Origin of the sequence: Streptomyces sp. NPDC020489, from assembly GCF_044386545.1 — a bacterium.
Lineage (GTDB): Bacteria > Actinomycetota > Actinomycetes > Streptomycetales > Streptomycetaceae > Streptomyces.
Genome location: NZ_JBIRUZ010000001.1, coordinates 397,683 through 421,610 on the forward strand (window position 1 = coordinate 397,683; position 23,928 = coordinate 421,610).

General features: G+C 72.6%; 25 protein-coding genes and 1 riboswitch. Of the genes, 8 read left to right on the top strand and 17 right to left on the bottom strand.

Annotated features, from left to right (window positions below):
* Window positions 1-42: 42 nt before the first annotated feature.
* Complete coding sequence (locus ACH41F_RS01755; RefSeq protein ID WP_398832157.1) at window positions 43-1,278, bottom strand: cytochrome P450; 1,236 nt, start codon at window positions 1,276-1,278, stop codon at window positions 43-45.
* 250 nt (window positions 1,279-1,528) lie between these two features.
* Here ACH41F_RS01755 and ACH41F_RS01760 point away from each other — a divergent pair, with 250 nt between their 5' ends.
* Window positions 1,529-2,698 carry a steroid 3-ketoacyl-CoA thiolase gene (locus ACH41F_RS01760; RefSeq protein WP_398832159.1) on the top strand — a complete coding sequence of 390 codons (1,170 nt, stop codon included), beginning with the start codon at window positions 1,529-1,531 and terminating at the stop codon, window positions 2,696-2,698.
* 59 nt (window positions 2,699-2,757) lie between these two features.
* Entirely contained in the window at window positions 2,758-2,997 is a 240-nt protein-coding gene (locus ACH41F_RS01765; RefSeq protein ID WP_391229501.1) for a hypothetical protein, read from the top strand.
* Here ACH41F_RS01765 and ACH41F_RS01770 read toward each other — a convergent pair.
* The 10 genes from ACH41F_RS01770 to ACH41F_RS01815 form a co-directional block, all read right to left on the bottom strand.
* The gene (locus ACH41F_RS01770; RefSeq protein WP_391229504.1) at window positions 2,994-3,566 is read right to left on the bottom strand and encodes a Fic family protein; all 573 of its coding nucleotides are present in this window, start codon (window positions 3,564-3,566) and stop codon (window positions 2,994-2,996) included. The genes ACH41F_RS01765 and ACH41F_RS01770 overlap by 4 nt on opposite strands.
* Window positions 3,567-4,120: 554 nt before the next feature.
* Entirely contained in the window at window positions 4,121-4,915 is a 795-nt protein-coding gene (locus tag ACH41F_RS01775) for a hypothetical protein (RefSeq protein WP_398832164.1), read from the bottom strand.
* 139 nt (window positions 4,916-5,054) lie between these two features.
* Complete coding sequence (locus ACH41F_RS01780; RefSeq protein ID WP_398832166.1) at window positions 5,055-5,474, bottom strand: transglycosylase SLT domain-containing protein; 420 nt, start codon at window positions 5,472-5,474, stop codon at window positions 5,055-5,057.
* Between the two features lie 300 nt (window positions 5,475-5,774).
* Window positions 5,775-6,569 carry an ECF transporter S component gene (locus tag ACH41F_RS01785; protein ID WP_398832169.1) on the bottom strand — a complete coding sequence of 265 codons (795 nt, stop codon included), beginning with the start codon at window positions 6,567-6,569 and terminating at the stop codon, window positions 5,775-5,777.
* Window positions 6,566-8,272, bottom strand: coding sequence for an ABC transporter ATP-binding protein (locus tag ACH41F_RS01790; protein WP_398832171.1), 1,707 nt, complete (start codon window positions 8,270-8,272; stop codon window positions 6,566-6,568). The genes ACH41F_RS01785 and ACH41F_RS01790 overlap by 4 nt, the downstream gene beginning before the upstream one ends.
* A complete protein-coding gene (locus ACH41F_RS01795; protein ID WP_398832174.1) occupies window positions 8,269-9,411 on the bottom strand; it encodes an energy-coupling factor transporter transmembrane component T in 1,143 nt (380 codons plus the stop codon). The genes ACH41F_RS01790 and ACH41F_RS01795 overlap by 4 nt, the downstream gene beginning before the upstream one ends.
* Window positions 9,401-10,054, bottom strand: a complete 654-nt coding sequence (locus tag ACH41F_RS01800) for an SCO2322 family protein (RefSeq protein WP_398832176.1) — start codon at window positions 10,052-10,054, stop codon at window positions 9,401-9,403. The genes ACH41F_RS01795 and ACH41F_RS01800 overlap by 11 nt, the downstream gene beginning before the upstream one ends.
* The gene (locus ACH41F_RS01805; protein WP_398832179.1) at window positions 10,051-11,283 is read right to left on the bottom strand and encodes a prenyltransferase/squalene oxidase repeat-containing protein; all 1,233 of its coding nucleotides are present in this window, start codon (window positions 11,281-11,283) and stop codon (window positions 10,051-10,053) included. Before ACH41F_RS01805 ends, ACH41F_RS01800 begins: the two co-directional genes overlap by 4 nt.
* Window positions 11,284-11,400: 117 nt before the next feature.
* Window positions 11,401-11,534: riboswitch (cobalamin riboswitch) on the bottom strand.
* 187 nt (window positions 11,535-11,721) lie between these two features.
* Window positions 11,722-12,195 (bottom strand): nuclear transport factor 2 family protein, encoded by a 474-nt coding sequence (locus ACH41F_RS01810; RefSeq protein ID WP_391229522.1) that lies wholly within the window; start codon window positions 12,193-12,195, stop codon window positions 11,722-11,724.
* A gap of 71 nt (window positions 12,196-12,266) precedes the next feature.
* Window positions 12,267-13,334, bottom strand: coding sequence for an MBL fold metallo-hydrolase (locus ACH41F_RS01815; RefSeq protein WP_398832182.1), 1,068 nt, complete (start codon window positions 13,332-13,334; stop codon window positions 12,267-12,269).
* 168 nt (window positions 13,335-13,502) lie between these two features.
* Between ACH41F_RS01815 and ACH41F_RS01820 the strand changes: the two genes are divergently transcribed.
* From ACH41F_RS01820 to ACH41F_RS01830, 3 genes are read left to right on the top strand one after another with little or no spacing between them, the layout of a single operon-like run.
* Window positions 13,503-14,960 carry an aldehyde dehydrogenase gene (locus tag ACH41F_RS01820; RefSeq protein ID WP_398832185.1) on the top strand — a complete coding sequence of 486 codons (1,458 nt, stop codon included), beginning with the start codon at window positions 13,503-13,505 and terminating at the stop codon, window positions 14,958-14,960.
* Window positions 14,961-14,966: 6 nt separating this feature from the next.
* Window positions 14,967-15,200 (top strand): 4Fe-4S domain-containing protein, encoded by a 234-nt coding sequence (locus tag ACH41F_RS01825; protein WP_391229528.1) that lies wholly within the window; start codon window positions 14,967-14,969, stop codon window positions 15,198-15,200.
* 56 nt (window positions 15,201-15,256) lie between these two features.
* A complete protein-coding gene (locus tag ACH41F_RS01830; RefSeq protein WP_398832187.1) occupies window positions 15,257-15,790 on the top strand; it encodes a hypothetical protein in 534 nt (177 codons plus the stop codon).
* On the opposite strand, the gene ACH41F_RS01835 is transcribed toward ACH41F_RS01830, so the two are convergent.
* Window positions 15,774-16,394 (bottom strand): TetR family transcriptional regulator, encoded by a 621-nt coding sequence (locus tag ACH41F_RS01835; protein WP_398832190.1) that lies wholly within the window; start codon window positions 16,392-16,394, stop codon window positions 15,774-15,776. The genes ACH41F_RS01830 and ACH41F_RS01835 overlap by 17 nt on opposite strands.
* A gap of 207 nt (window positions 16,395-16,601) precedes the next feature.
* Here ACH41F_RS01835 and ACH41F_RS01840 point away from each other — a divergent pair, with 207 nt between their 5' ends.
* From ACH41F_RS01840 to ACH41F_RS01850, 3 genes are read left to right on the top strand one after another with little or no spacing between them, the layout of a single operon-like run.
* Entirely contained in the window at window positions 16,602-17,987 is a 1,386-nt protein-coding gene (locus ACH41F_RS01840) for a glycosyltransferase family 4 protein (RefSeq protein ID WP_398832192.1), read from the top strand.
* Window positions 17,981-18,715 carry a class I SAM-dependent methyltransferase gene (locus tag ACH41F_RS01845; protein ID WP_327716797.1) on the top strand — a complete coding sequence of 245 codons (735 nt, stop codon included), beginning with the start codon at window positions 17,981-17,983 and terminating at the stop codon, window positions 18,713-18,715. The genes ACH41F_RS01840 and ACH41F_RS01845 overlap by 7 nt, the downstream gene beginning before the upstream one ends.
* A complete protein-coding gene (locus ACH41F_RS01850) occupies window positions 18,712-19,782 on the top strand; it encodes a prenyltransferase/squalene oxidase repeat-containing protein (protein ID WP_391229538.1) in 1,071 nt (356 codons plus the stop codon). The genes ACH41F_RS01845 and ACH41F_RS01850 overlap by 4 nt, the downstream gene beginning before the upstream one ends.
* 10 nt (window positions 19,783-19,792) lie before the next feature.
* Here the strand turns inward: ACH41F_RS01850 and ACH41F_RS01855 are convergent, their stop codons facing one another.
* The 5 genes from ACH41F_RS01855 to ACH41F_RS01875 form a co-directional block, all read right to left on the bottom strand.
* The gene (locus ACH41F_RS01855; protein WP_391229540.1) at window positions 19,793-20,083 is read right to left on the bottom strand and encodes a hypothetical protein; all 291 of its coding nucleotides are present in this window, start codon (window positions 20,081-20,083) and stop codon (window positions 19,793-19,795) included.
* Window positions 20,084-20,125: 42 nt separating this feature from the next.
* Window positions 20,126-21,136, bottom strand: coding sequence for an LLM class F420-dependent oxidoreductase (locus ACH41F_RS01860; protein WP_398832196.1), 1,011 nt, complete (start codon window positions 21,134-21,136; stop codon window positions 20,126-20,128).
* A gap of 104 nt (window positions 21,137-21,240) precedes the next feature.
* Window positions 21,241-22,047: a hypothetical protein gene (locus ACH41F_RS01865; protein WP_391229545.1), complete on the bottom strand. Its 807-nt coding sequence runs from the start codon at window positions 22,045-22,047 to the stop codon at window positions 21,241-21,243.
* Between the two features lie 169 nt (window positions 22,048-22,216).
* Entirely contained in the window at window positions 22,217-23,179 is a 963-nt protein-coding gene (locus ACH41F_RS01870) for an N-acetylmuramoyl-L-alanine amidase (RefSeq protein ID WP_391229548.1), read from the bottom strand.
* 73 nt (window positions 23,180-23,252) lie between these two features.
* Entirely contained in the window at window positions 23,253-23,903 is a 651-nt protein-coding gene (locus ACH41F_RS01875; protein WP_391229550.1) for a class I SAM-dependent methyltransferase, read from the bottom strand.
* Between the last annotated feature and the right edge of the window lie 25 nt (window positions 23,904-23,928).

The following is a 23,928-nucleotide window of genomic DNA, read 5'->3' on the forward strand; positions in this document are numbered from 1 at the left end:
ACGGGCCGGCGGCGCCGGGAAGCCACCGGCCCGGGTCGCGGGTCAGGCCACGCTCACCTGGAGTTCCTTGACGCCGTTGATCCAGGCCGAGCGCAGGCGGCGCGGGTCGCCGGTCAGATGGAGGCCCGGCATGGCGTCGGCGATGGCGTTGAAGATCAGGTTGATCTCCAGCACGGCCAGGGACTTGCCCAGGCAGAAGTGCGGACCGCCGCCGCCGAAGCCCAGGTGGGGGTTGGGGTCGCGGGTGATGTCGAAGGTGTCGGGCCGGTCGAAGACCTCCGGGTCGTGGTTGGCCGAGGCGTAGAAGATGCCCACCCGGTCGCCCTGCTTGATCTTCTTGCCGCCCAGCTCGGTGTCCTGGGTCGCGGTGCGCTGGAAGCTGACCACCGGGGTCGCCCAGCGGACGATCTCCTCGGCCGTGGTGGCCGGACGCTCGCGCTTGAACAGCTCCCACTGCTCGGGGTGGGTGAGGAAGGCGTGCATGCCGTGGCTGATGGCGTTGCGGGTGGTCTCGTTGCCGGCCACCGCCAGGGCGAGGACGAACATGCCGAACTCGTCCGAGGCCAGGTTGCCCTCGTCCTCGGCCGCCACCAGCGTGGTCACGATGTCCTTCGCCGGGCACTTCTTGCGCTCCGCGGCCATGGTCATGGCGTACGCGATGACCTCCATCGCCGCCTGCTGGCCGACCTCCTCGGTGATCGCGTACTCGGGATCGTCGTAGGAGATCATCCGGTTCGACCACTCGAAGATCTTCAGCCGGTCCTCCTGCGGGATGCCGATCAGCTCGGCGATGGCCTGGAGGGGGAGTTCGCAGGCGACCTGGGTGACGAAGTCGAAGGAGCCCTCGTGGGCCAGGGCGCGCTGGACGATGGAGTGGGCGCGGTCGCGCAGGGCGTGCTCCAGGGCGCGGATCGAGCGGGGCGTGAAGCCGCGCTGCACGATCTGGCGCACCCGGGTGTGCTCCGGCGGGTCCATGTTGAGGATGATCAGCCGCTGGGCGTCGATGGCGTCGCGCTCGATGCGCTCGTTGAAGCGGATGATCGCGGTGTTGAGCGTGGAGGAGAAGAGCTCGGGGTGCGTGGAGACGTACCTGACGTCCGCGTGCCGGGTGACGGCCCAGTAGCCCTCGTCCCGGAACCCGGCGACATTGCCGGACTGGGGGATCCAGTGCACCGGTTCCGTCCGGCGCAGCTCGGCGAACTCCGGCAGCGGGACACGGTGTTGCAGCAGGTCGGGATCGGTCAGGTCGAACCCGTCGGGCAGCGCTGGACAGGGCATGGGCAACTCACTCCAGCCGTGGCTCTGACAGTCGTGTTCTGACGGCCCATCAGGTCGGGTTGCCGTGAAGGTAGTAACGGGTTCTACAAGAGGCAAGGGGTACGGCGAGCCCAATTGCGTGCACGACCCTTGCGGTTGTGGACGCGAAGTCAGCAGACTGCACAGGGAACTAGAACACGTACTAGTTCCGCGTGGCGGGCCGGGCCGGGACGCCCCCGCGCCGCGCTCTTGAGGAGGAGAGGAACTCCCCATGGCCGCGGAACCCGTGATCGTCGAAGCCGTACGCACCCCCATCGGCAGGCGCGGTGGCGCGCTCGCCAACCTCCACCCCGCCTATCTCCTGGGCGAGACCTACCGTGAACTCCTCGGCCGCACCGGCATCCCCGCCGACTGCGTCGAGCAGATCGTCGGCGGCACCGTGACACACGCCGGCGAACAGTCCATGAACCCCGCGCGCACGGCCTGGCTGACGATGGGCCTGCCGTACGAGACGGCGGCGACCACCGTCGACTGCCAGTGCGGCTCCTCGCAGCAGGCCTCGCACATGACGGCGAACCTCATCGCCGCGGGCGTCATCGACGTCGGCATCTCCTGCGGGGTGGAGGCGATGTCACGGGTGCCGCTCGGGTCCGGGTCCAAGCACGGGCCGGGCAAGCCGTTCCCCGACGAGTGGAACGTGGACCTGCCCAACCAGTTCGAGGCGGCCGAGCGGATCGCCCGGCACCGGGGGCTGACCCGCGGACACGTCGACGCCCTCGGTCTGATCTCGCAGGAGCGGGCCGCGGCGGCCTGGGGCGAGGGGCGCTTCAAGCGGGAGACGTTCGCCGTCCAGGTGCCCACCACCGAGGACGAGCAGCAGGCCGGACAGGGCATGTGGCGGCTGGTCGACCGGGACGAAGGGCTGCGCGACACCTCCATGGAGGCGCTGGCGCGCCTGAAGCCGATCATGCCGACCGCGGTGCACACGGCCGGCAACTCCTCGCAGATCTCCGACGGCGCCGCCGCGATCATGTGGGTGTCGAAGCGGATGGCGCGGGCGCTGAAACTGCGGCCCCGGGCGCGGATCGTGGCCCAGGCGCTGGTCGGCGCCGACCCGCACTTCCACCTCGACGGACCGATCGACGCGACCAGGGCGGTGCTGGGCAAGGCCGGGATGTCGCTGAAGGACATCGACCTCGTGGAGATCAACGAGGCCTTCGCGTCCGTGGTGCTGAGCTGGGCGCAGGTCTTCGATCAGGACCTGGAGAAGGTCAACGTCAACGGCGGCGCCATCGCGCTCGGGCATCCGGTGGGGGCCACCGGGGCCCGGCTCATCACGTCGGCACTGCATGAACTGGAGCGCGTGGACAAGGAGTTCGCGCTGGTGACGATGTGCGCGGGGGGCGGGCTGGCCACCGGCACGATCCTCCAGCGCGTCTAGCTCTGACGTCCGGCAGATTTTGGCTCGACAGAGTTGACGCGCTCTGATCAACTTGCCCGATGTTTCTCAACCTCATCCTCCGTGTCCTGCCCTTCTACCTGCGCGAGCCCCTGGTCATCGGCATCTGCCTGACCATGGCCGGGGCGTGCTTCTACTGGTTCGTCCAGGTGGGGGGCCTGGGCCGGGGCGGTTTCGGGCTGCTGTTCCTCGGGATCGCGGTCCTGCGCGGCTATCTGTTCCGCAAGGAGTGGAGAGCCCACCAGGCGGCCAAGGCGCTCGCTCCGGTACCGCAGGCTTAGCGCCGCGCCGGTCGCCCCGCCGCGGCCGTGAGCAGTACGGCGAGCAGCTCGGCGAGCGCCAGGGCGCCCTCGGGATCGTCGGCACGCCGGCTGATCCGGCGTACGGGGCCGACCTGGTCGAGAGCGGCGCCCTCCCGGGCCAGGACGAAGGTCAGGGCGAGGAACGCGGAGCGGGCGTTGCCGTCGTCGAACGGGTGGAAGAAGCAGACGTCGAGATAGACGCGGGCGGCCCGGGCGGTGAGGGGAAGTGCGGGGTCGCGGGCCTCGGCCAGGCACGCGTCCAGCCGGGCGGGCAGGTCGGGACCGATGCCGTACCGCTCCCGTCCTGCCTTGGCGTACGCGGGGGCGCCGCGGAACGGCGGTGCCTGCGGAACGCCCAGCACGTGCCGCTGCCAGCCGCCGAGCAGCGCGAAGCTGAGCGGCACGGCCCGGGCCGCGTCCGCGCGGGCCTGGGCGAGGGCGGTCAGCAGCCGCTCCGCACGCTCCGGCGAGCGGGCGCGGTCATGCGTGCGGATGTCATGGGCGGCGCCGTCCCGGGCGGGGGTGACGGGGCAGGGAGCCGCGGGCACCCGATGCCAGGGCACGGTGGCGCGGAGCGCGAGCCAGACACGCAGGTGGTCGGGAGCGGCGGGACCGGGGCGCGGGTGGTCCGGGGCGGGTGCCGGGTGGCGGCTGAGGTGGTCCGAGATGGGTGTCGGGCAGGGGCCGCAGTGATTCCGGGCGGGTGCCGGGTGTGAGCTGAGGGGGTCGGGGGTGGGTGCCGGGCACGGGCTCGGGTGGTCTGGGGCAGGTGCCGGGCACGGGCTCAGGTGGTCCGAGGTCGCGGCCGGGCAGGGGCCGCGGAGGTCTGGGACGGGGGCCGGGCAGGGGCCGCAGTGGTCCGGGGTGGGCGCCGGGCGGCGGCTGAGGCGGTCCGAGACAGGTGCCGGGCAGGGGCCGCAGTGGTTCCGGGCGGGTGCCGGGTGTGAGCTGAGGTGGTCGGGGGTGGGCGCCGGGCGTGAGCTGAGGCGGTCCGGGACAGGTGTCGGGCAAGGGCCGCGGAGGTCTGGGACGGGCGCCGGGCAAGGGTCGAGGTGCTCCCGGGGCCGTGTAGGGCAAGGGCCGTCCGGTTGGTGTCCCGGTGTCATTCGTCGAGGTGTGACTGGAGGCGGGCCGAGATGAACCGGCGGTCCTCGGCGGTGGGCGGGGTGGGTGCGTGGGGCTCCAGGGAGGTGGCCAGGTGTTCCGCCACGTCGTCCACCAGGTCCCCCTCCGGCATGGTCCAGCTCTCGAAGCGGCCGCCGATGGCCTCCTCGACCAGCGTCTCGGCCGTCTGCGGGGGCACCTCCCAGCGGGTGAGGAACCAGGTCAGGACCTGACGGCAGTGGCTGTACCAGGCGTCCCCCGAGCCGGTGCGGTCCAGGACCTGGAGGATCAGGTGCTGGGTGGCGCGCTCCCAGGCGTCCCGGCGGCTCTCGGGGTCCGAGGCGGTCAGCGGGTAGGCGTCGAACCGTCGGCTCAGGTACTCCAGCCAGTCCCGCCACTCGCACAGCGAGGCGGCGACCCGGGCCAGGGTCTCCCCGGGCGTGGTGATCGAGTGCAGGGTGCAGCACCAGCCGCCCACGGGCCCACCGCCGAGGTCTCCCTCGTCGTGCGCCCAGCGCCAGCCGGTGCTCCAGCGGCCGTATCGCGCGACGAGCTCCTCGGTCATCTCCCCGGTCCAGTCCCAGCCCTCGCTGTGTGACCAGTCGCACAGCCTGGCGTACTCGGCGTAGGCCTCGTCCGGGTGGGCGGCGGGCTTTCTGACCGGCCGCTCGGGCACCCGGCTCGCGGCGTCCAGACCCCGGACGACATCGAGGGCGGCGGCGCTGTCGAAGGGATGGCTCCGGGGGTCGACCTCGGGCCAGGTCAGGTCGTAGGGGAGGAGTTCGTGGGGCATCGAGGCATGCTCCGTCATGGGCGGTCGCATTTCAACCCGATTGATCGAACCTGCGTTCGGTGGTTTGAGGGGCCGGTGCACGACGATGCGGCGACCCCACAGGGGGTCGCCGCATCGCGGTGAGTCGGTGCCGGCCGGCTCAGTACCAGCCGTTGGCCTGCCAGAACGCCCAGGCGCCGGTCGGGCTGCCGTAGCGGGAGTTCATGTAGTCGAGGCCCCACTCGATCTGGGTCTCGGCGTTGGTCTTCCAGTCCGAGCCGGCGGAGGCCATCTTGGAGCCGGGCAGGGCCTGGACCAGGCCGTACGCGCCGGAGGAGGCGTTGGTGGCGTCGACGTCCCAGCCGCTCTCGTGCTCGACGATCTTGCTGAACGCGTTGTACTGGGCGGTGTTCGGGATCATCTGGCGCGCGATGGACTTGGCCTCGGCGGCGGAGCTGGTGGTGGCCGCCTGAGCGGGCGCCGCGGTCAGCACCAGACCGGCGGTGGCGGCGGCCATCGCGACGGTGGTGACGGCCTTCTTGGGGGAAGCGATGCGGCGAACGATGCGGGAGACGGACACGGAGAACCTTTTCCTCGGGGACGGGGCTGTCGCCTGCACGCTCCGGAGGTCCGGGTCATGCGTCGGCGCCGAGGCCCGTGGGGCGGGTCGGCGCCGTGCGACGTTGTCCAGAGAAACAGGCTCGGAAGCTGTCCGCAATGACCCCTTTTACTAGTTGTGGTCGCATCTGGGGTGGTCGGGGTGCGTGTGAGCTGGCTCTCAATGCCCAGGTCAGAGGCGGTTCTGGCATGGGCATGGCGTCCGATTTGCACTACTAAGTCGGTTAGTGAGTGATGTGGGTCATGTGGGACGGTTCACCGGTCAACGAGGTTCGAATGTGACCGCGGTCTCGAACCTCGCCCGCCGGGTGGCTCTGCGTAGCGCCCTGAGCACGGCGGGACCGAGCAGGAAGGTCAGCACGACCGTGCACACCGCGCGGCCCAGGTCCCAGCCGAGGGACGTGGCCAGGCAGTACGCGACGAACCGGGCCAGGTTCACGGAGACCGGGTCCCCGACGACGAAGGCGATGTTCGAGGCCAGCGCCCCCAGGAAGGGCCAGCCCGCGAGATTCATCGCCGTGCCGTACGCGAACGCCGCCACGAACCCGTACAGGGCCAAAAGCCGGATCTCCGCCCGGCCCCGGAACCGGGCCGGCAGCAGGCCCGCGCCCATCGTGAACCAGCCCATCGCCATCATCTGGAACGGCATCCACGGCCCGACCCCGCCCGTGAGCAGCGCCGACGCGAACATCGTCGTCGAGCCCAGCGCGAACCCGAAGCCCGGTCCGAGGACCCGGCCGCTCAGCACCATCAGGAAGAACATCGGCTCGATACCGGCCGTCCCGGCACCGATCGGCCGCAGCGCCGCCCCCGTGGCGGCCAGCACCCCCAGCATCGCCACCGCCTTCGGACCGAGGCCCGCCTCCGAGATCGCCGCCGCCACGACCGCGACCAGCAGGAGCAGCAGACCCGCGAAGAGCCACGGCGCGTCCTGGCTGTGGGCGCCGACGGCGGAGGTCGCCGGGGTGATGAAGGGCCAGCCGAACGCGACCAGGCCGACCACGCCGGTGACGACGAGGGTGGCGACCGAACGGGGACCCAGCCGGACGGCCGTCATCCGAGCGCCTCGCGCACCTGCGCCACCGTGAGCCACTTCTGCGGCGCCAGGATCTTGCTGACCTGCGGCGCGAAGGACGGGGAGGCGACGACGACGTCCGCCGCGGGGCCGTCCGCGATCACCTCGCCGTCGGCGAGGAGCACCACCCGGTGGGCCAGCTCGGCGGCCAGCTCCACGTCGTGCGTGGCCAGAACGATCGCGTGCCCCTCGGCGGCCAGCTCGCGCAGGACCGTCACCAGGCGGGCCTTCGCGGCGTAGTCCAGTCCGCGCGTCGGCTCGTCGAGGAGGAGCAGGGGCGGCCGCGCGGTGAGGACGACGGCCAGGGCGAGCGCGAGGCGCTGGCCCTCGGAGAGGTCGCGCGGATGGACCTCGTCGGCGACGCCGGGGAGCAGCTCGCCCACGAGGGCCCGGCAGGTGCCGGGCGCCGCGCCGGCGTCCCGGTCGGCGGCCTCGCACTCGGCGGCGACCGTGTCGGCGTAGAGGAGGTCGCGGGGTTCCTGGGGGACGAGGCCCACGCGGCCGACGAGGTCCTTGGGGGCTGTGACGTGCGGCGTCAGGCCGCCCGCGCGGACCTCGCCGGAGGTGGGCCGGACCAGGCCCACCAGGGTGTTGAGCAGGGTGGACTTTCCGGCGCCGTTGCGGCCCATGAGGGCGACGGTCTCGCCGGCGGCGATGGTGAGGTCGACGTGGCGCAGGGCCTGGACGCGGGATCGCGTGACGGTGAGGGCGCGGACCTCGGCGGGATGCGGGGAGGGGGCGGCCTGGTTCTGCCTGCGGCGAAACCAGCGGGCGGGCGGGGTGCCGCGCGAGGAGCCGGGGGCGTCCGAGGGACGGGTGGGGCGCCGGTCGTGCAGTTCCCCGGACTCCTTCAGGGCGTCCCGGTGCGGTGTCTCCAGCCGCTGCCGGAGGTCCGTCGCCCGGCGCCGCGCGTCCCGCACCGTCAGGGGCAGCGGGGACCAGCCCGCCAGGCGGCCCAGGTTCACCACCGGCGGGTACACCGGGGACACGGCCATGATCTCGGCCGGGGTGCCGAGGAGCGGGGCGGCGCCCGGGCCGGGCAGGAGGACGATCCGGTCGGCGTACTGGATGACGCGTTCCAGACGGTGCTCGGCCATGAGGACCGTCGTGCCCAGGTCGTGCACCAGGCGCTGGAGGACGGCCAGGACCTCCTCGGCCGCCGCCGGGTCGAGCGCCGACGTGGGCTCGTCGAGGACCAGGACCAGCGGGTGCGGGGTGAGGACCGAGCCGATCGCGACGCGCTGGCGCTGACCGCCGGAGAGGGTGGCGATGGAACGGGCGCGCAGCTCGGCGAGGCCCAGGAGGTCGAGGGTCTCCTCGACCCGGCGGCGCATCACCTCGGGCGGCAGACCCAACGACTCCATGCCGTAGGCGAGTTCGTCCTCGACGGTGTCCGTCACGAAGTGGGCGAGCGGGTCCTGGCCCACCGTGCCCACGACGTCCGCCAGTTCGCGCGGCTTGTGGGTCCGGGTGTCGCGCCCGGCGACCGTGACCCGACCGCGCAGGGTGCCGCCGGTGAAGTGCGGGACCAGGCCCGCGACGGAGTTGAGGATCGTGGACTTGCCCGTGCCCGACGGGCCCACGAGCAGGACGAGTTCCCCCTCGGGCACCTCCAGGTCCACGCCCTGGACGGCGGGTTCGGACGCGTCCTCGTAGATGACGGAGACGTCCTCGAAGCGGATCACGACGGCTCCTTGTGCGGGGCGAGGAAGGCCGGCAGGAGTCCGACGAGGACTGCCGCGGCGGGCCAGAGCGGAAGGGTGGGGGCGGTCAGCGGGATCACCCCGGGGTGCAGGGCGGCGGGGTCCCGTACCGCGGCGAGGGCCAGCAGCGCCGCGACGGCCGCGCCGGAACCGGCGACCAGCCACGCGCGCGCGGTCCAGCGGTCCGGGCGGTACCGGGTGCGTGGCGTACGGCGGCCCCCGAGCCGCAGGCCGACGAGGGCGGCGGCGACCCCGGCGAGCAGCACGGGCAGACCGTAGGTGCCGCCCTCGGCGGTGAGCAGACCGTACGTCCCGGCGCAGATGCCGAGCAGGCCGCCGAGGGTGAGGGCGGCCGTCGTACGGCGTACCGGGGCGGGGACGGCGGCGGTGCGGCCGTAGCCGCGGGCGTCCATCGCGGCGGCGAGGGCCACGGAGCGTTCCAGGGCGCCCTCCAGGACGGGGAGCCCCACCTGGAGCAGGCCGCGCAGACCGTGGTCCGGGCGGCCGCGCAGGCGGCGGGCGGCGCGCAGCCGCTGGACGTCGGCGATGAGGTTCGGGGCGAAGGTCATCGCGACGACCACGGCCACGCCCATCTCGTAGAGCGCGCCGGGCAGGGTCTTCAGCAGCCGGCTCGGGTTGGCGAGGGCGTTCGCGGCGCCGACGCAGATGAGGAGGGTGGCGATCTTCAGGCCGTCGTAGAACGCGAAGACCAGGGTCTCGACGGTGACCCGGCCGCCCAGCCGGATGCCCTGCGCCCAGTCGGGCAGGGGGAGTTCGGGGAGGGTGGCGATCACGTGCGTGCCGGGCAGCGGGGAGCCGAGGGTGACGGCGAAGGCGAGGCGGACGAGCAGGACGGCGAGGCCGAGCTTGACGAAGGCGGAGTAGGCGCGGGCCCAGGGGGCGTCGGTGCGGCACGCCGCCACGACGAAGGCGGAGGTGGCGATCAGCAGGGCGAGCAGGAGGGGGTTGGTGGTGCGGGTGGCTGCGACACCGAGGGAGAGTGCCCAGAGCCACCAGGCGCCGGGGTGCAGCGGCGTGGCGGCGGAAGGGAGCCGTGCGGCGCCGCCGGGGGCGAGCCGCGGGGCGCGGCCGTCGCCGCGGCGCCCGGGCTCAGCGCGCATTCCGGCGCCGCCTCGCCTGCCACACCGCCGCCGCGCCGAGTGCCGCCACGGCCGCGGCGCCGGCGAAGACGCCCACCGACGGGCCGGCGCCGCCGTCGTCCTTCTCGGAGGGCTGAGCGGACTCGGTCTCCGGCTTCTTCCCCGACGCCACCTGCTCCCCGCACCCCGCCCGCGGATACCCGGCGATGGCGCACAGCAGGGCGTCGGAGCCGTACCGCAGGGGTGGGGCGACCGCCGCCAGGGCCTCCGCCGTGGTCGCGTCGGTGGCGACCACCGCGCACGCCGTCCGCGCCCGCGGCGGGGTCTCACCGGAGGGCGCGTCCGACGTTGTACCGAAGTCGACGACCAGCGCGACGCGCTTGCGGCCGTCCTCGGCCGGGGTGTGCGCGCAGATCGTGGCGAAGGACGCCGTGCCGCGGGGCTTCGCGGCGTCCGCGGAGTCCTCGCTGACGGCGAACCGGAAGCCCTGGACGTCCCCGTCGGAGGGGACGGCGGTGGCGGGCCCCTGGGTGGCGTAGGTCCAGGTGCCGCCGGTGCGGTCCCAGAAGGACCAGTAGCGGTAGCCGGTGGCGTGGGCGGCGCCGGTCGCGCCGGTCAGCAGGACCAGCGCGGCCAGGAGCGGGGCGAGGGCTCGGCGGGTCACGGCTGCCGCTTCTTGTTGCGGCCGCTGATCAGGAAGCCGACGCCGATGCCGGCGACGAGTCCGACGCCGATGATCCACCAGACGCTGACACCCTCCTCGTCCTTCTCGGCGGCCTTGTCGTCCGCCTCGGGGGCCCGGCTCTCGTTCGCGGCCGGGACGTCCCGCGGCTGGGGACCGGTGGCGTTCAGCAGGGCCACGAGGTCCGCGCCCCCGAAGTCGCGCGGGTTCAGACCGGCCGCCTGGGCGGCGAGGACGAGCTGCGCGTACGCGGCCGGGCCGCTCTGCTCGGCCCACTTCAGGGCGTGCGCCGCGAGCCAGCGGCCGGAGGCGGTGGCCTCGGTGTGGAAGTCGGCGGCGGAGAGGGCGACGACCGCGTCCGCGGTGTTGCCGTAGTCGGGCTGGTTCTCGCTGCCGGGCAGCACCGAGGTGAGGTGCTTGTCCTTCGCCATGGTCCTGGCGAGGTAGGAGGCGCCGTTGTGCGCGGCCTGCTCGGCGTCGCCGGGCTTCGCGCAGGACGCCGAGGCGGTGTCGTCGTCGGCCTGGATGTTCGTCGGCTGCTCACCGAGCGCGCCGAGCACGGCCGCGGCCGTCGCGTCCGCGTTGGCGGCGAGCTTGCCCTTCTTGTCGGGCTGGTAGGCGAAGGCACCCGCGCCGTCACCGGTGCACGGCAGGGCGAGCTTCAGCAGGGCGTCGTACGGCGTCCTGCCGCCCGTGCGCACCTTCGCGGGCTGCTCGCCGACGGCGGTCAGGGCGCCGATGACCACGGAGGTGGAGTTGGCGTCGCTCGCCCCGCCCGGCATGTAGCCCCAGCCGCCGTCCTTGTTCTGCACGGACTTCAGCCAGGCGACCGCCTTGCCCGGCGCGTCCTGGTGGCCGCCGGTCGCCGCGAGGGCCTGGACGGCGGCGGCCGTGCTGTTGGTGTCGACCATGACCTTGGCGTCACAGGCCTTGGCGGCATCCGCGCGGAAGGCGGGAAAGGCGCCGTTCGCGCACTGCTGGCCGGCCAGCCAGTCCACCGCCTTCTCGGCGGGGTCCACGCCCTGCTCCACCTGCGCGAGCAGGGTCACCGACTGCCGCCACACCCCGTCGTACGTGGGGTCCGCGCTGCCGTACAGCCCGTCCGGTGTCACCACCGACGGCGACGGCGAAGGACTCGCGGCCACGGCCGGTGCGGCGGCCCCGATGACGGCGGTGGCGGCCAGGACCGCGGCGCTGCGGCGGACGTTCATGATCGGCGGGTGCCTCTCCCTGAAAGCGGGGCCGGGCAGCGCGGGACACCCCGGCGGCTCGGCCCCGTATGCCTCGACGGTGCCGCACACCGGCCGGTTGCCGGTGCGCGTGAGCCGGTCACTGGGACCGTACGGGGCGATCCGGCTCGCCCTCGCGCGCTGCGCAGGGCTCACGGTTGCGGGTCAGCGCCGGAATTGCACCGGCTTCCCCCCGTACGGGCGTGATGACGACCCAGCCACTGTACCGGGCCGTAGAAAGCCGCTGAGGGGCGGCTGTGAGCGGCGGTGGTTCCGGGGCCGCGGAGAGCACGGGGAGCCTGATCGGCTCGGGGCGGGCCTGGGACGTGTACGAGATCGACGGGGCGGGGGTGCGGCGGCGACCAGAAGCGGGGGGGATGGTCCGGTAGGCGGGGGGATGGTCAGGCCCGGTCTCCTCGATTACCCGCTCGCCCCGGTCGCCCGAGGTGTCGGGCCGCCGAAGGGCAGGTGCAGGACCCGGGAGGCCAGCAGCCAACTGCCGTTCGCCGTGCGCCGGAACGTGTCCTCGTAGTGCCCGACCTGGACCGGCGGTCCGGAGGGGATCGGGGTCGTGCCGCCGGCGTGGCCGTCGACGCGGTACGTGGTGAAGTACGAGGTCGCGCTCGCGGTGTCGGCGGAGTCGACGGTGACCAGGATGTTCGACATCACCCGCCGCGAGAGCCGGCCGCCGGGGCGCGAGCCGAAGTACTCCCGCAGTGCCGCCCGCCCCTGGAACCGCCGCGCGTCGCCGCCCGGAGAGGGCCACTCCCAGCAGCCGTCCTCGGTGAACAGCTCGGCCACGGAGCCGGGTTCGCCGAGGTCGAGGCGGCGGACGAGGTCGACGATGAGGCGCTCGCAGGCGCGCTCGGCGAGGAGTCGCTCGATGGGGTCCATGATCCTGTGTAGCAGCCGCGGGCGGGCCGGGGCGACCGATCAGGCCACCGGGCCACCGAGGGGAGCGCGGCTCACGTCGCGTTCGGGGCTGCCACCGCCACGTACGTCACCGGCTCGCTCCCCGCGACCGCCTCCGCCCGCCCCAGCTTCACCAGCCGCCGCAGATGGGCCTCGGCCTCCGAGACCGCGATGTTCCGTGATCCGTAGGGGATCTGGTGCCAGGGCCGGTTCCACTCCATGCGCTCGGCGAGCTGCCACGGGGTCAGCGGCGCCGCGAGCAGGGCCAGCAGTCCGGTCAGCCGCTCCTCGTGGTGGGCGAGCAACTCCCGTACCCGGGCGGGCGCGTCGGTGAACGCGTACTGGTGGGCGGGGAGGATCTCCGCGGGGGCGAGACGGCCGACGCGTTCGAGGGAGTCGAGGTAGTCGCCGAGCGGGTCGGTGACGGTGGCGTCGTCGGGGTCCTCGTACAGGCCGATGTGCGGGGTGATCTCGGGGAGCACGTGGTCGCCGGAGAACAGCCGCCCGTGGCCGGGGAGTCGGGCGGGGTGCTCCTCCTCCAGGTGCAGGCAGACATGGCCCGGGGTGTGGCCCGGCGTCCAGATCGCGCGCAGCCGGCGGCCGGGGAGGTCCAGGAGTTCGCCGGGGACGATCTCGCGGTCGGGGAGCGCGGGGGAGAAGCCGGGGAGCCGGCGGGGCCGGGCGGCGCGCAGCGGCGCGACGTGCTCCTCGGGGGCGCCGGCCGCGGTGAGCTTGGCCGACATGTACGACAGCCAGTGGCCGGCGTCGGTCTCGCGGGTGCGGCGGACGATCGCCGAGTCCGCCGCGTGCATCGCGATCCAGGCGCCGGAGGCCTCACGGACCTTGCCCGACAGTCCGTGGTGGTCCGGATGGTGATGGGTGATCACCACGCCGTGGATCTCGCCGACCGAGGTGCCCAGCGCCGTCAGTCCCGCGGTGAGGGTGTCCCAGGACTCCGGGTCGTCCCAGCCGGTGTCGACGAGGACCGGGCCGCGGTCGGTGTCGACGACGTAGACGAGCGTGCAGCCCAGGGGGTTGTCGGGGATGGGGACTTGCAGGGAGCGGACGCCTCCGCCGTGGTCGCGGACCGCCGGTTCGGGCTGTGGCACCGACTGCGTCATGGGCTCCCCCGTCTCCGCGTTCCGGCCACTATAACTAGAACGCGTTTCGATGGGAGCCCCGGTCACCCTTCCGGTCGGTTCGCCCCTGTGGACTCCTCCGAGGGGAGCTGGTATCAGTTTCCGGTATCTGATGAACCGTCAGAGCCAGTCCCCGGGGAGGCAGTCGCCATGACCGAGCTCGTGGAACACGGACAGCTGTTCATCGGCGGGGAGTTGACCGACCCCCTGGGCAAGGACGTGATCGAGGTGATCTCCCCGCACACCGAGGAGGTCATCGGACGGGTCCCGCACGCCTCGACCGGGGACGTGGACCGGGCCGTCGCGGCGGCGCGCGAGGCCTTCGACCACGGACCCTGGCCGCGCATGACGCTCGACGAGCGCATCGAGGTCGTCACCCGCATCAAGGACGGCATCCTCACCCGGCACGAGGAGATCGCCCGCGTCATCTCCTCCGAGAACGGCTCTCCGTACTCCTGGAGCGTCCTCGCGCAGGCGCTCGGCGCGATGATGGTGTGGGACGCGGCGATCACGGTCGCACGGGACTTCCCCTACGAGGAGCAGCGCGACGGCGTCCTCGGCAGGATCCTGGTCCGGCGTGAGCCGGTCGGCGTCGTCGCGGCCGTGGCCCCCTGGAACGTCCCGCAGTTCGTCGCCGCCGCCAAGCTCGCGCCCGCGCTGCTCACCGGCTGCACGGCGGTGCTCAAGCCGTCGCCCGAGTCGCCGCTGGACGCCTATCTCCTGGCCGAGATCACACGCGAGGCCGGGCTGCCGGAGGGCGTGCTGTCGATCCTGCCCGCCGACCGGGAGGTCAGCGAGTACCTGGTCGGGCACCCGGGCGTCGACAAGGTCTCCTTCACCGGGTCGGTGGCGGCCGGCAAGCGGGTGATGGAGGTGGCGTCACGCAATCTGACGCGCGTGACACTGGAGTTGGGCGGCAAGTCCGCGGCGGTCGTCCTGCCGGACGCGGACCTCGAGACCTCCGTCCCCGGGATCGTGTCGGCGGCCTGGATGAACAACGGCCAGGCGTGCGTCGCCCAGACCCGCATCCTCCTGCCGCGCTCCCGCTACGACGAGTTCGCGGACGCCTTCGCCGCCGCGGCGAGCGCCCTGGTCGTCGGCGACCCGCTGGACCCCGCGACGCAGGTGGGCCCGCTGGTGGCACAGCGCCAGCAGCGCCGGAACCTCGACTACATCCGCATCGGCCAGGAGGAGGGCGCCAAGATCCTCGCCGGCGGCGGCCGGCCGCCCGGCCTGGACCGCGGCTGGTACGTGGAGCCCACCCTCTTCGGCGAGGTCGACAACTCCATGCGGATCGCGCGGGAGGAGATCTTCGGCCCCGTGATCTGCCTGCTGCCCTACGGTGACGAGTCCGAGGCCCTGAAGATCGCCAACGACTCGGACTACGGCCTGTCCGGCAGCGTGTGGACGGCGGACGTGGCCCATGGCATCGAGGTCGCGCGGCAGGTCCGTACCGGCACCTACTCCGTCAACACCTTCAGCCTGGACATGCTCGGCCCGTTCGGCGGCTACAAGAACTCCGGTCTGGGGCGGGAGTTCGGCCCCGAGGGCTTCAGCGAGTACCTGGAGCACAAGATGATCCACCTCCCGGCCGGCTGGGAGGGATGAGCGGCCGTGGGCGACCGCTGGCAGGTCGAGGTCGACCGTTCCCTCTGCATCGGCTCGGCCCAGTGCGTCCACCACGCCCCCGACGCCTTCCACCTCGACACGGGCCGCCAGTCCCACCCGGTCGAACCGGAGACGGACGCCAACGAGAAGATCCTCGCGGCGGCGGAGAGCTGCCCGGTGGAGGCGATCATGATCACGCTGCTGGGGAGCGGGGAGCCGGTGTTCCCGCCGGAGGAGTAGCGCGATCTTGTGTGCGAGACTCCCCTGTCTGTGTGGTGACTGTGGACGGGGGAGCGATGCGACGGACGGGGATCGCCGTGGTCACGGCCTGGGCGGCGGCGGTGGCCCTGACGGGATGCGGCGGCGACGGGGACACGGGGCCGGCCGCGGCATCCGCGAAGCCGCGGGTGCTGACCGCCGAGGCCGTGCGGGGGGACCTGCGGGCCGCCCTGGAGGAGGCCGGGTTCGGGAAGCCGACGTTCGACGGCGCGGACTCCGAGCAGATGCGCAAGCGCCCCTGCCAAGTCTCTGGGCGGCTGCGCACGTCGACCGCGCCGGACCGCGAGGCAGCCGAGCGTGCCGTCGCGGAAATGGACCGGCGCGGCTGGAAGGTGAGCGAAGGGATGCCGGACGACCATGGCGTCGGCTGGGCCCTGGACCGCTCCGGCTGGTCCGTGAGCTTCGTATCCGGCGAGGCGGGGCCCGCGGGGAGCACGCTCCTGGGGGAGCTCCTGGCTCACGAGGGCGGCGAGGCTGGGGACTTCCATGGACTGGCGTTCTACGGCTTCGGCCAGAACTGCGGGGAAACCGCTGCTACCGCGTCTCCCTGACCTCCGTCAGATCGATCAGGCGGCACACCGTCTCGATGTCGATCTTGACCTGGGCGATGGAGGCGCGGCCCGACAGCCAGGTGATGAGGGCCGAGTGCCAGGTGTGCTCGATGACGCGGACCGCGGAGAGCTGCTCGGGGGTGGGGTCCGCCAGGCCCATCGCGTCCAGGATGATCACCGTGGTCTGGCGGGAGACATGGTCGACCTCGGCGGAGACGCTGCGGTCGGCGAAGGTCAGAGCGCGCACCATCGCGTCGGCGAGGTGAGGCTCGCGCTGGAGGGCTCGGAACGCGCGCATCAGCGTCTCCGCCACCCGCTCCGCCGCCGACTCGCCCTGCGGCGGCTTCTTGCGCAGCGTGCCGTGCATGTGCTCCAACTGGTCCTGCATCGTGGCCACCAGCAGATGCACCTTGGACGGGAAGTAGCGGTACAGCGTGCCCAGCGCCACCTGCGAGGACTCCGCGACCTCACGCATCTGCACCGCGTCGAAACCGCCCCGGCTGGCAAGCTGCGCGCTCGCGTGCAGGATGCGACGACGACGGGCCTCCTGGCGCTCGGTGAGCGGCGGGGCGGCGGGGCGCTGGGTGCTGACTTCCGCAGGCATGGGTCCCGTTCCGTGACAGTCGGTGAGGGCGGGTGATCACACAGCATGGCAGGGTCCGGTCGTGGCGTGAATCACCTGATCCACTGCTCACACCACTCCTACCTGCCGGTAGATTCAGAGCCTCTTGGACGATCAAGTCTGAAACTTGTTCTAGATTAGCGTCCCGGCGTAATCTCGCGGGAAACAGCAGGGAGAAGGGGGCCGGGAGTGACCGCTGAGGCCAGTCGGACGGGGTCCCAGGGGGACCCGGCCGCGGACGGCGAGCGACCGCTCAACATCGCCCTCCTCACCTACAAGGGAAACCCGTTCTGCGGTGGCCAGGGCGTCTACGTCCGCCACCTCTCCCGCGAGCTGGCCCGTCTCGGCCACCGCGTCGAGGTCATCGGCTCCCAGCCCTACCCCGTCCTCGACGAGGGCGACGACATCGACGGCCGCCTCCGTCTCACCGAGCTGCCGAGCCTGGACCTGTACCGCTCCCCGGACCCGTTCCGCACCCCCGGGCGCGACGAGTACCGCGACTGGATCGACGCGCTCGAGGTCGCCACCATGTGGACCGGCGGCTTCCCCGAGCCGCTGACCTTCTCGCTGCGCGCCCGCCGCCATCTGCGCGCCCGGCGCGGCGAGTTCGACGTCGTCCACGACAACCAGACGCTGGGCTACGGCCTCCTGGGCGACCTCGGCGCCCCTCTGGTCACCACGATCCACCACCCCATCACCGTGGACCGCCAGTTGGAGCTGGACGCGGCCGAGAGCTGGGGCCAGCGCTGGGCCAAGCGGCGCTGGTACGCCTTCACCACCATGCAGAAGCGGGTGGCCCGCAGGCTCCCCTCGGTCCTGACCGTCTCCGGCACCTCGCACCAGGAGATCGTCGACCACCTCGGCGTCCGCGAGGACCGGATCCACGTCGTCCACATCGGCGCCGACACCGACCTCTTCTCGCCGGATCCGTCGGTGGCCGTGATCCCCGGCCGGATCGTCACCACCTCCAGCGCGGACGTCCCGCTCAAGGGCTTGGTCTTCCTGGTCGAGGCCCTCGCCAAGGTCCGCACCGAGCACCCCGGCGCCCATCTCGTCGTCGTCGGCAAGCGCGCCGAGGACGGCCCCGTCGCCCAGGCCATCGAGCGCTACGGCCTCGAAGGCGCCGTCCGCTTCGTCAAGGGCATCTCCGACGCGGAGCTGGTCGACCTGGTCCGCTCGGCCGAAGTGGCCTGCGTGCCCTCCCTGTACGAGGGCTTCTCGCTCCCGGCGGCCGAGGCGATGGCCACGGGCACCCCCCTCCTCGCGACCACCGGCGGAGCGATCCCCGAGGTCGCCGGCCGGGACGGGGAGACCTGCCTGGCCGTACCACCGGGCGACTCCGGGGCCCTGGCGACCGGCCTGAGCCGCCTGCTCGGCGACGCGGAGCTCAGAGCGCGGCTCGGCCGGGCGGGCCGTGAGCGGGTACTGGCGCGGTTCACCTGGGCCAGAGCCGCCGAGGGCACGGTGTCCCGCTACCGCGAGGCCATCACCGGCTCCGCCGACCAGACCCCGGGCCGCTCCGCGGCCCCCGTGAGTGTTGCAGGCGTCTCTTCCGAAAGCAGGGCCACGTGCTGACCGTCGACTTCTCCCGGTTCCCGCTCGCCCCGGGCGACCGCGTCCTGGACCTCGGCTGCGGAGCCGGCCGGCACGCGTTCGAGTGCTACCGGCGGGGCGCCCAGGTCGTGGCCCTGGACCAGAACGCGGAGGAGATCCGCGAGGTCGCGAAGTGGTTCGCGGCGATGAAGGAGGCGGGGGAGGCGCCGGAGGGTGCCACCGCCACCGCCATGGAGGGCGACGCCCTCGCGCTGCCCTTCCCCGACGAGTCCTTCGACGTCGTGATCATCTCCGAGGTCATGGAGCACATCCCGGACGACAAGGGCGTCCTCGCCGAGATGGTCCGGGTGCTCAGGCCCGGCGGGCGGATCGCCGTCACCGTCCCGCGCTACGGCCCCGAGAAGGTGTGCTGGGCGCTGTCGGACGCGTACCACGAGGTCGAGGGCGGCCACATCCGCATCTACAAGGCCGACGAGCTGCTGGCGAAGATGCGCGAGGCCGGCCTGAAGCCGTACGGCACCCATCACGCCCACGCCCTGCACTCCCCGTACTGGTGGCTGAAGTGCGCGTTCGGCGTCGACAACGACAAGGCGCTGCCGGTGAAGGCGTACCACAAGCTCCTGGTCTGGGACATCATGAAGAAGCCGCTGGCGACGAGGGTCGCCGAACAGGCGCTCAACCCGCTGATCGGCAAGAGCTTCGTGGCGTACGCGACCAAGCCCCACCTCCCCGCGGTGGACGCGCGGTGACGACTCCGCGTACCGAACACCTGGTGCTGCCCGGGGTGTTGACCGCCGAGCAGGCTGCCGCGACCGTCGCCGGCATCCTCGCCGTGCAGCGGGAGGACGGGGCGATCCCGTGGTTCCGCGGCCACCACCTCGACCCCTGGGACCACACCGAGGCCGCGATGGCCCTGGACACGGCGGGCGAGCACGAGGCCGCCGAGCGGGCCTACGACTGGCTGGCGCGGCACCAGAACGAGGACGGCTCCTGGTACGCGGCGTACCGGGACGGGGACTTCGCGGACGTCACCGACCGGGGCCGGGAGACGAACTTCGTCGCCTACATAGCGGTCGGGGTGTGGCACCACTACCTCTCCACGGGCGACGACACCTTCCTGGACCGGATGTGGCCCGCGGTCTACGCGGCGATCGAGTACGTCCTGCGGCTCCAGCAGCCCGGCGGCCAGATCGGCTGGAAGGGCGAGGACGACGGCACGTTCACGAACGACGCGCTGCTGACCGGCTCCTCCTCCATCCACCACGCGCTGCGGTGCGCGCTGGCGATCGCCGAGCAGCGTGAAGAGGCGCAGCCGGACTGGGAGTTGGCGGTGGGGATGCTGCGGCACGCCATCCGCCGGCACCCCGAGCGGTTCCTGGACAAGAACCGCTACTCGATGGACTGGTACTACCCGGTGCTGGGCGGCGCGCTCACCGGCGCGGAGGCCAAGGAGCGCATCGAGGCGGACTGGGACCGCTTCGTCGTCCCCGGCTTCGGGGTGCGCTGCGTGGTCCCCAACCCGTGGGTGACGGGCGGCGAGTCGGCCGAACTCGCCCTCGCGCTCTGGGCGATGGGCGAGTCCGACCGTGCTCTGGAGATCCTTCAGGCGATCCAGCACCTGCGGGATGCGGAGAGCGGGTTGTACTGGACGGGCTACGTCTTCGACGACGACGCCGTCTGGCCGCGGGAACTGACCACGTGGACGGCCGGTTCCCTGCTCCTCGCGGTCGCCGCGCTGGGCGGCCACGAGGCGACGTGCGCGGTGTTCGGGGGCGAACACCTGCCGACCGGGCTGGACCCGGACTGCTGCGACTGAGCGTTGCGGGTCAGTGGCGGTGGACCCGGTTGGCGATGGCGTGTCCGACGAACAGGTAGACCACGGCCGCCAGTCCGTAACCGGCGACGACCCGGGCCCACGCCTCGTCGAACGTGAACAGGTCGTGCGACCAGCCCGCCAGCCAGCGGGCGGCGTCGTGGATGAACTGCACGAAGTCGTTCGCGCGGTTCGCGTCCAGCAGGTACATCAGGATCCACAGGCCCAGGATGAGGGCCATGATGTCGGCGACGATCGCAATGATCGTGCCGGCCGAGTTGGCACCGCGATATCGAGAGGACATGACCGTCGGGTTGCCGCACTTGACGGAATCAAACCTGTGTGCCTACGAGTTGAGCTCCGCGAGCACCCTCAAGGTCCCGGGGTCCGGTGCCAGCGCCAGGAGGTCCGTCACCGGGCCCTTGCGCCACGACTCCAGCCGCTCGGCGATGCGTTCGCGCGGTCCGACCAGGGAGATCTCGTCGGCGAAGGCATCCGGCACGGCCAGCATCGCCTCCTCCCTGCGCCCCTCCAGGAACAGCCGCTGGATCCGCCGCGCCTCCTCCTCGTACCCCATGCGCGCCATCAGGTCGGCGTGGAAGTTGCGGGCCACGTGCCCCATGCCGCCGATGTAGAACCCGAGCATGGTCTTCACGGGTAGCAGACCTTCGCGTACGTCGTCGCAGACCCGGACCTGGGCCATGGGGGCGACGAGGAAGCCGTCCGGGGTGTCGGTCAGGGAGGCCTCGTAGACCTCGGGGCGGGTCGGGGACCAGTACAGGGGCAGCCAGCCGTCGGCGATCCGGGTCGTCTGGGCGACGTTCTTCGGACCCTCGGCGCCCAGGAGGATCGGGAGGTCGGGGCGCAGCGGGTGGGTGATGGGCTTGAGGGGTTTGCCGAGTCCGGTGGTGTCAGCGCCCCGGTAGGGGTGCGCGTGGAAGCGGCCCGCCAGCTCGACCGGCGCCTCGCGCCTGAGGACTTGGCGTACGACGTCGACGTACTCCCGCGTCGCGGTCAGCGGCGACTTCGGGAACGGCCGCCCGTACCAGCCCTCGACCACCTGCGGCCCGGACAGCCCGAGGCCCAGCATCACGCGGCCGCCCGACAGGTGGTCCAGGGTCAGCGCGTGCATGGCGGTGGTGGTCGGCGAGCGCGCCGCCATCTGGGCAACCGCCGTGCCCAGCTTGATCCTTGAGGTCCGGGCGGCGATCCAGGTGAGGGGCGTGAAGGCGTCCGAGCCCCAGGACTCGGCCGTCCATACGGAGTCGTAGCCGAGCCGTTCCGCCTCCTGCGCCAGCGGTACGTGGCCGGGGTCGGGGCCACGGCCCCAGTAGCCGAGCGCGAGACCGAGCCGCATAGCCGCCTCCTGACGCTGTGTCAGTTCGCTGGTCGGGGGACGCGACTGTACGACAACGGCCCCCCGCCCGGAAGGGCGAGGGGCCGTACGTTGAAGGTCCCGGGTCAGCCGCGCTGGATCCCCGAGGTGTCCTGGAGGACGCCGCGACGGCCGTCCTGCGTCTGGGCGACCAGGTTCGCGCCGCGCTGCTCCACGGCCAGGTACCAGGTACCCGGGGCGAGTTCGGCGATCGGCGACGGCGAGCCGTCCTCCGCGAACAGCGGACGCGGCACGGGGACCGCGAACCAGAACGGGGAGAAGTCCCCGGCCGGCTGCGGCGCCTGCGGCTGCGGCTGCGGCTGGGACGGACCCGGCTGCGGCTGACCACCGTACGGCTGACCCGGCTGCGGCTGACCGCCGTAGGGCTGACCGGGCTGCGGGGCACCGGCGCCCGGGTAGCCGTAACCACCGGGGGGCTGGGCGCCGTAGGGCTGCGGGGCGTGCGGGCGGGAGGCCGGGACCAGGGTGCCCTGGAGGGCGGGCAGGAGCGGCGTGGCGATGGCGGCCGCGGCCAGCAGGAGCGCGGCGATGAAGCCGAGGATGAGACCGGCGCCGGAGTCGGTGTTCTCACCGGAGTCCACCAGCGACCAGAACAGGCTCCACGCGGTGAGCACCGCGAAGGCCGTGCCGACCGTGCCGAGATCCAGGCCGGCGACCTTGCGCGGCTGCGGCATGCACCGGTTGACCACGATCAGGACGGCCCCGATGACCCCGGCCATGTAGATGCCGAGACCCAGGCCCAGGCTGTCCCAGGCGTTGACGTCGAGGTCGTAGTTCTCGACGCTGTACAGATCGAGGAACGACGCGATGAAGAGCAACACCGCTGCTCCGATCACCACGCCGTCGCCTCGAGTGAGGGAGCGGATATTCACTTCAAGGAGTCCTTCGGTTCAGTCGTCTCGTCGTCGGCATCGCTGGAGGCGTCGCTGTCACCATGTCGCCGTCAGGCCCCGGTGTGAAGCGCGGGGGTGGCCCCTCATCGTAAAGACGACCTTATCGTCCGTCCGACGAGGCTGTCCGCAGGGATCGACCCGTGGACCTCTAGCCGCGCAGGAAACTCACGATTCCTTCAGAGATCCCCTGTGCCGCCTTCTGCCGCCAGGCACCGCTGGTCAGCTGTGCCGCGTCCTTGCTATCGCGCATGTTGCCGCACTCGATGAACACCTTGGGAACCGTTGACAGATTGAGACCGCCCAGGTCCTTACGCGTGACGAGACCGGTGCCGTCACCGACGTAGTTGGAGGGGGCGCTGCCCGTCACGCGGACGAAGTTGCCGGCGATGCGCTCGCCGAGGGCCGCGGAGGAGGCCACGATGGGGCCGGTGTCGGCGCCGCCCGCCTTGACCTTGCCGGGGAGGATGACGTGGAAGCCGCGCTGGCCCGCGCCCGCGCCGTCCGCGTGGATCGACACCACCGCGTCGGCGCCCGCCTTGTTGCCGATCCGCGCCCGCTCGTCGATGCACGGGCCGTACGCCCGGTCGCCGTCCTGGGTCAACTTCACCGTGGCGCCCTGCTGCTGGAGCAGCGTCCGCAGCCGGTGGGCGACGTCGAGGGTGAACCTGGCCTCCGTGTAACCGGAGTTGGTGGACGTGCCCGTGGTGTCGCACTCCTTCCACGTCGTGCCGATGTCCACCTTCTTGTTGATCTCGGCCGTGTGCTGGAAGTTGTCGGGGTTGTGGCCCGGGTCGATGACGACGACCTTGCCCTTGAGCGGACCGGAGGCGCCCGGGGCGGACGTCGTGGGCGCGGGGCTCGGCTTCTCGTCGTCCGTGGCGGACGCCGCGCCCGAGGGGGTCGTCGGGGCCGTGGAGGTCGCGGGCGCGCTCGGGGACGACGTCGGCGTCCCCACCGCCTCCCCGGAACCTCCCCCGGATCCGCCCACCGTCTCGTACACCAGCCACCCGAGCAGCGCGCCCGGCACCAGCGCGGCGACCGCGACGGTCAGAGGGCGGCGCCGGGAGCGGCGGGGCTGGGGAGGATCGAAGTCCGGGCCTACGTACGACACGACAGCCACCCTAACGGCGAAGCAGGGCTGGAGCAGGGCCACTGCCGCCGAGCGGGTTCCGTTCGAACGGACCTCAGACGCCCGCGCCCGTCCGACGCAGCACCCGCAGCGTGTCCGTGGCGGAGACCTCCGTGAACGCGCCCGACCCCAGCGCCCGCAGATAGACCCGGTACGGGGCCTGGCCGGTGAACTCGTCCTTCGGGTCCGGGTGGACGTCGTGGATGAGCAGCAGTCCGCCCTCCGCCACATGGGGCGCCCAGCCCTCGTAGTCGGCGTTCGCGTGCTCGTCCGTGTGGCCGCCGTCGATGAAGACCAGGCCCAGGGGCGTGCCCCAGACCTTCGCCACCTGCGGGGAACGCCCGACCAGGGCGACGACGTGGTCCTCCAGGCCGGCGCGGTGCAGCGTCCTGCGGAACGTCGGCAGCGTGTCCATCAGCCCCAGCTCCGGGTCCACCGTCTCCGGGTCGTGGTACTCCCAGCCGGGCTGCTGCTCCTCGCTGCCGCGGTGGTGGTCGACGGTCAGGGCGGTCACCCCGGCTGCCCGGGCCGCGTCGGCGAGGAGGATCGCCGAGCGCCCGCAGTACGTACCGACTTCGAGCAGCGGGAGCCCGAGGCGCCCGGCCTCGACCGCTGCCGCGTACAGGGCGAGCCCCTCGTCCCTGGGCATGAACCCCTTCGCGGCCTCGAACGCGGCGAGGGTCTCGGGCTGGGGGGCCACGGTCATGGGGTCCCTTTCGGTCGTACGAGGA

What these genes read in the sequence shown, in the direction of transcription:
- ACH41F_RS01820 (WP_398832185.1), top strand. Translation starts at nt 13,503, where the DNA reads ATGACCGAGCTCGTGGAACACGGACAGCTGTTCATCGGCGGGGAGTTG.
- ACH41F_RS01805 (WP_398832179.1), bottom strand. Translation starts at nt 11,283, where the DNA reads ATGAACGTCCGCCGCAGCGCCGCGGTCCTGGCCGCCACCGCCGTCATC.
- ACH41F_RS01860 (WP_398832196.1), bottom strand. Translation starts at nt 21,136, where the DNA reads ATGCGGCTCGGTCTCGCGCTCGGCTACTGGGGCCGTGGCCCCGACCCC.
- ACH41F_RS01810 (WP_391229522.1), bottom strand. Translation starts at nt 12,195, where the DNA reads ATGGACCCCATCGAGCGACTCCTCGCCGAGCGCGCCTGCGAGCGCCTC.
- ACH41F_RS01815 (WP_398832182.1), bottom strand. Translation starts at nt 13,334, where the DNA reads ATGACGCAGTCGGTGCCACAGCCCGAACCGGCGGTCCGCGACCACGGC.
- ACH41F_RS01830 (WP_398832187.1), top strand. Translation starts at nt 15,257, where the DNA reads ATGCGACGGACGGGGATCGCCGTGGTCACGGCCTGGGCGGCGGCGGTG.
- ACH41F_RS01795 (WP_398832174.1), bottom strand. Translation starts at nt 9,411, where the DNA reads ATGCGCGCTGAGCCCGGGCGCCGCGGCGACGGCCGCGCCCCGCGGCTC.
- ACH41F_RS01835 (WP_398832190.1), bottom strand. Translation starts at nt 16,394, where the DNA reads ATGCCTGCGGAAGTCAGCACCCAGCGCCCCGCCGCCCCGCCGCTCACC.
- ACH41F_RS01755 (WP_398832157.1), bottom strand. Translation starts at nt 1,278, where the DNA reads ATGCCCTGTCCAGCGCTGCCCGACGGGTTCGACCTGACCGATCCCGAC.
- ACH41F_RS01765 (WP_391229501.1), top strand. Translation starts at nt 2,758, where the DNA reads ATGTTTCTCAACCTCATCCTCCGTGTCCTGCCCTTCTACCTGCGCGAG.
- ACH41F_RS01875 (WP_391229550.1), bottom strand. Translation starts at nt 23,903, where the DNA reads ATGACCGTGGCCCCCCAGCCCGAGACCCTCGCCGCGTTCGAGGCCGCG.
- ACH41F_RS01785 (WP_398832169.1), bottom strand. Translation starts at nt 6,569, where the DNA reads ATGACGGCCGTCCGGCTGGGTCCCCGTTCGGTCGCCACCCTCGTCGTC.
- ACH41F_RS01760 (WP_398832159.1), top strand. Translation starts at nt 1,529, where the DNA reads ATGGCCGCGGAACCCGTGATCGTCGAAGCCGTACGCACCCCCATCGGC.
- ACH41F_RS01855 (WP_391229540.1), bottom strand. Translation starts at nt 20,083, where the DNA reads ATGTCCTCTCGATATCGCGGTGCCAACTCGGCCGGCACGATCATTGCG.
- ACH41F_RS01775 (WP_398832164.1), bottom strand. Translation starts at nt 4,915, where the DNA reads ATGCCCCACGAACTCCTCCCCTACGACCTGACCTGGCCCGAGGTCGAC.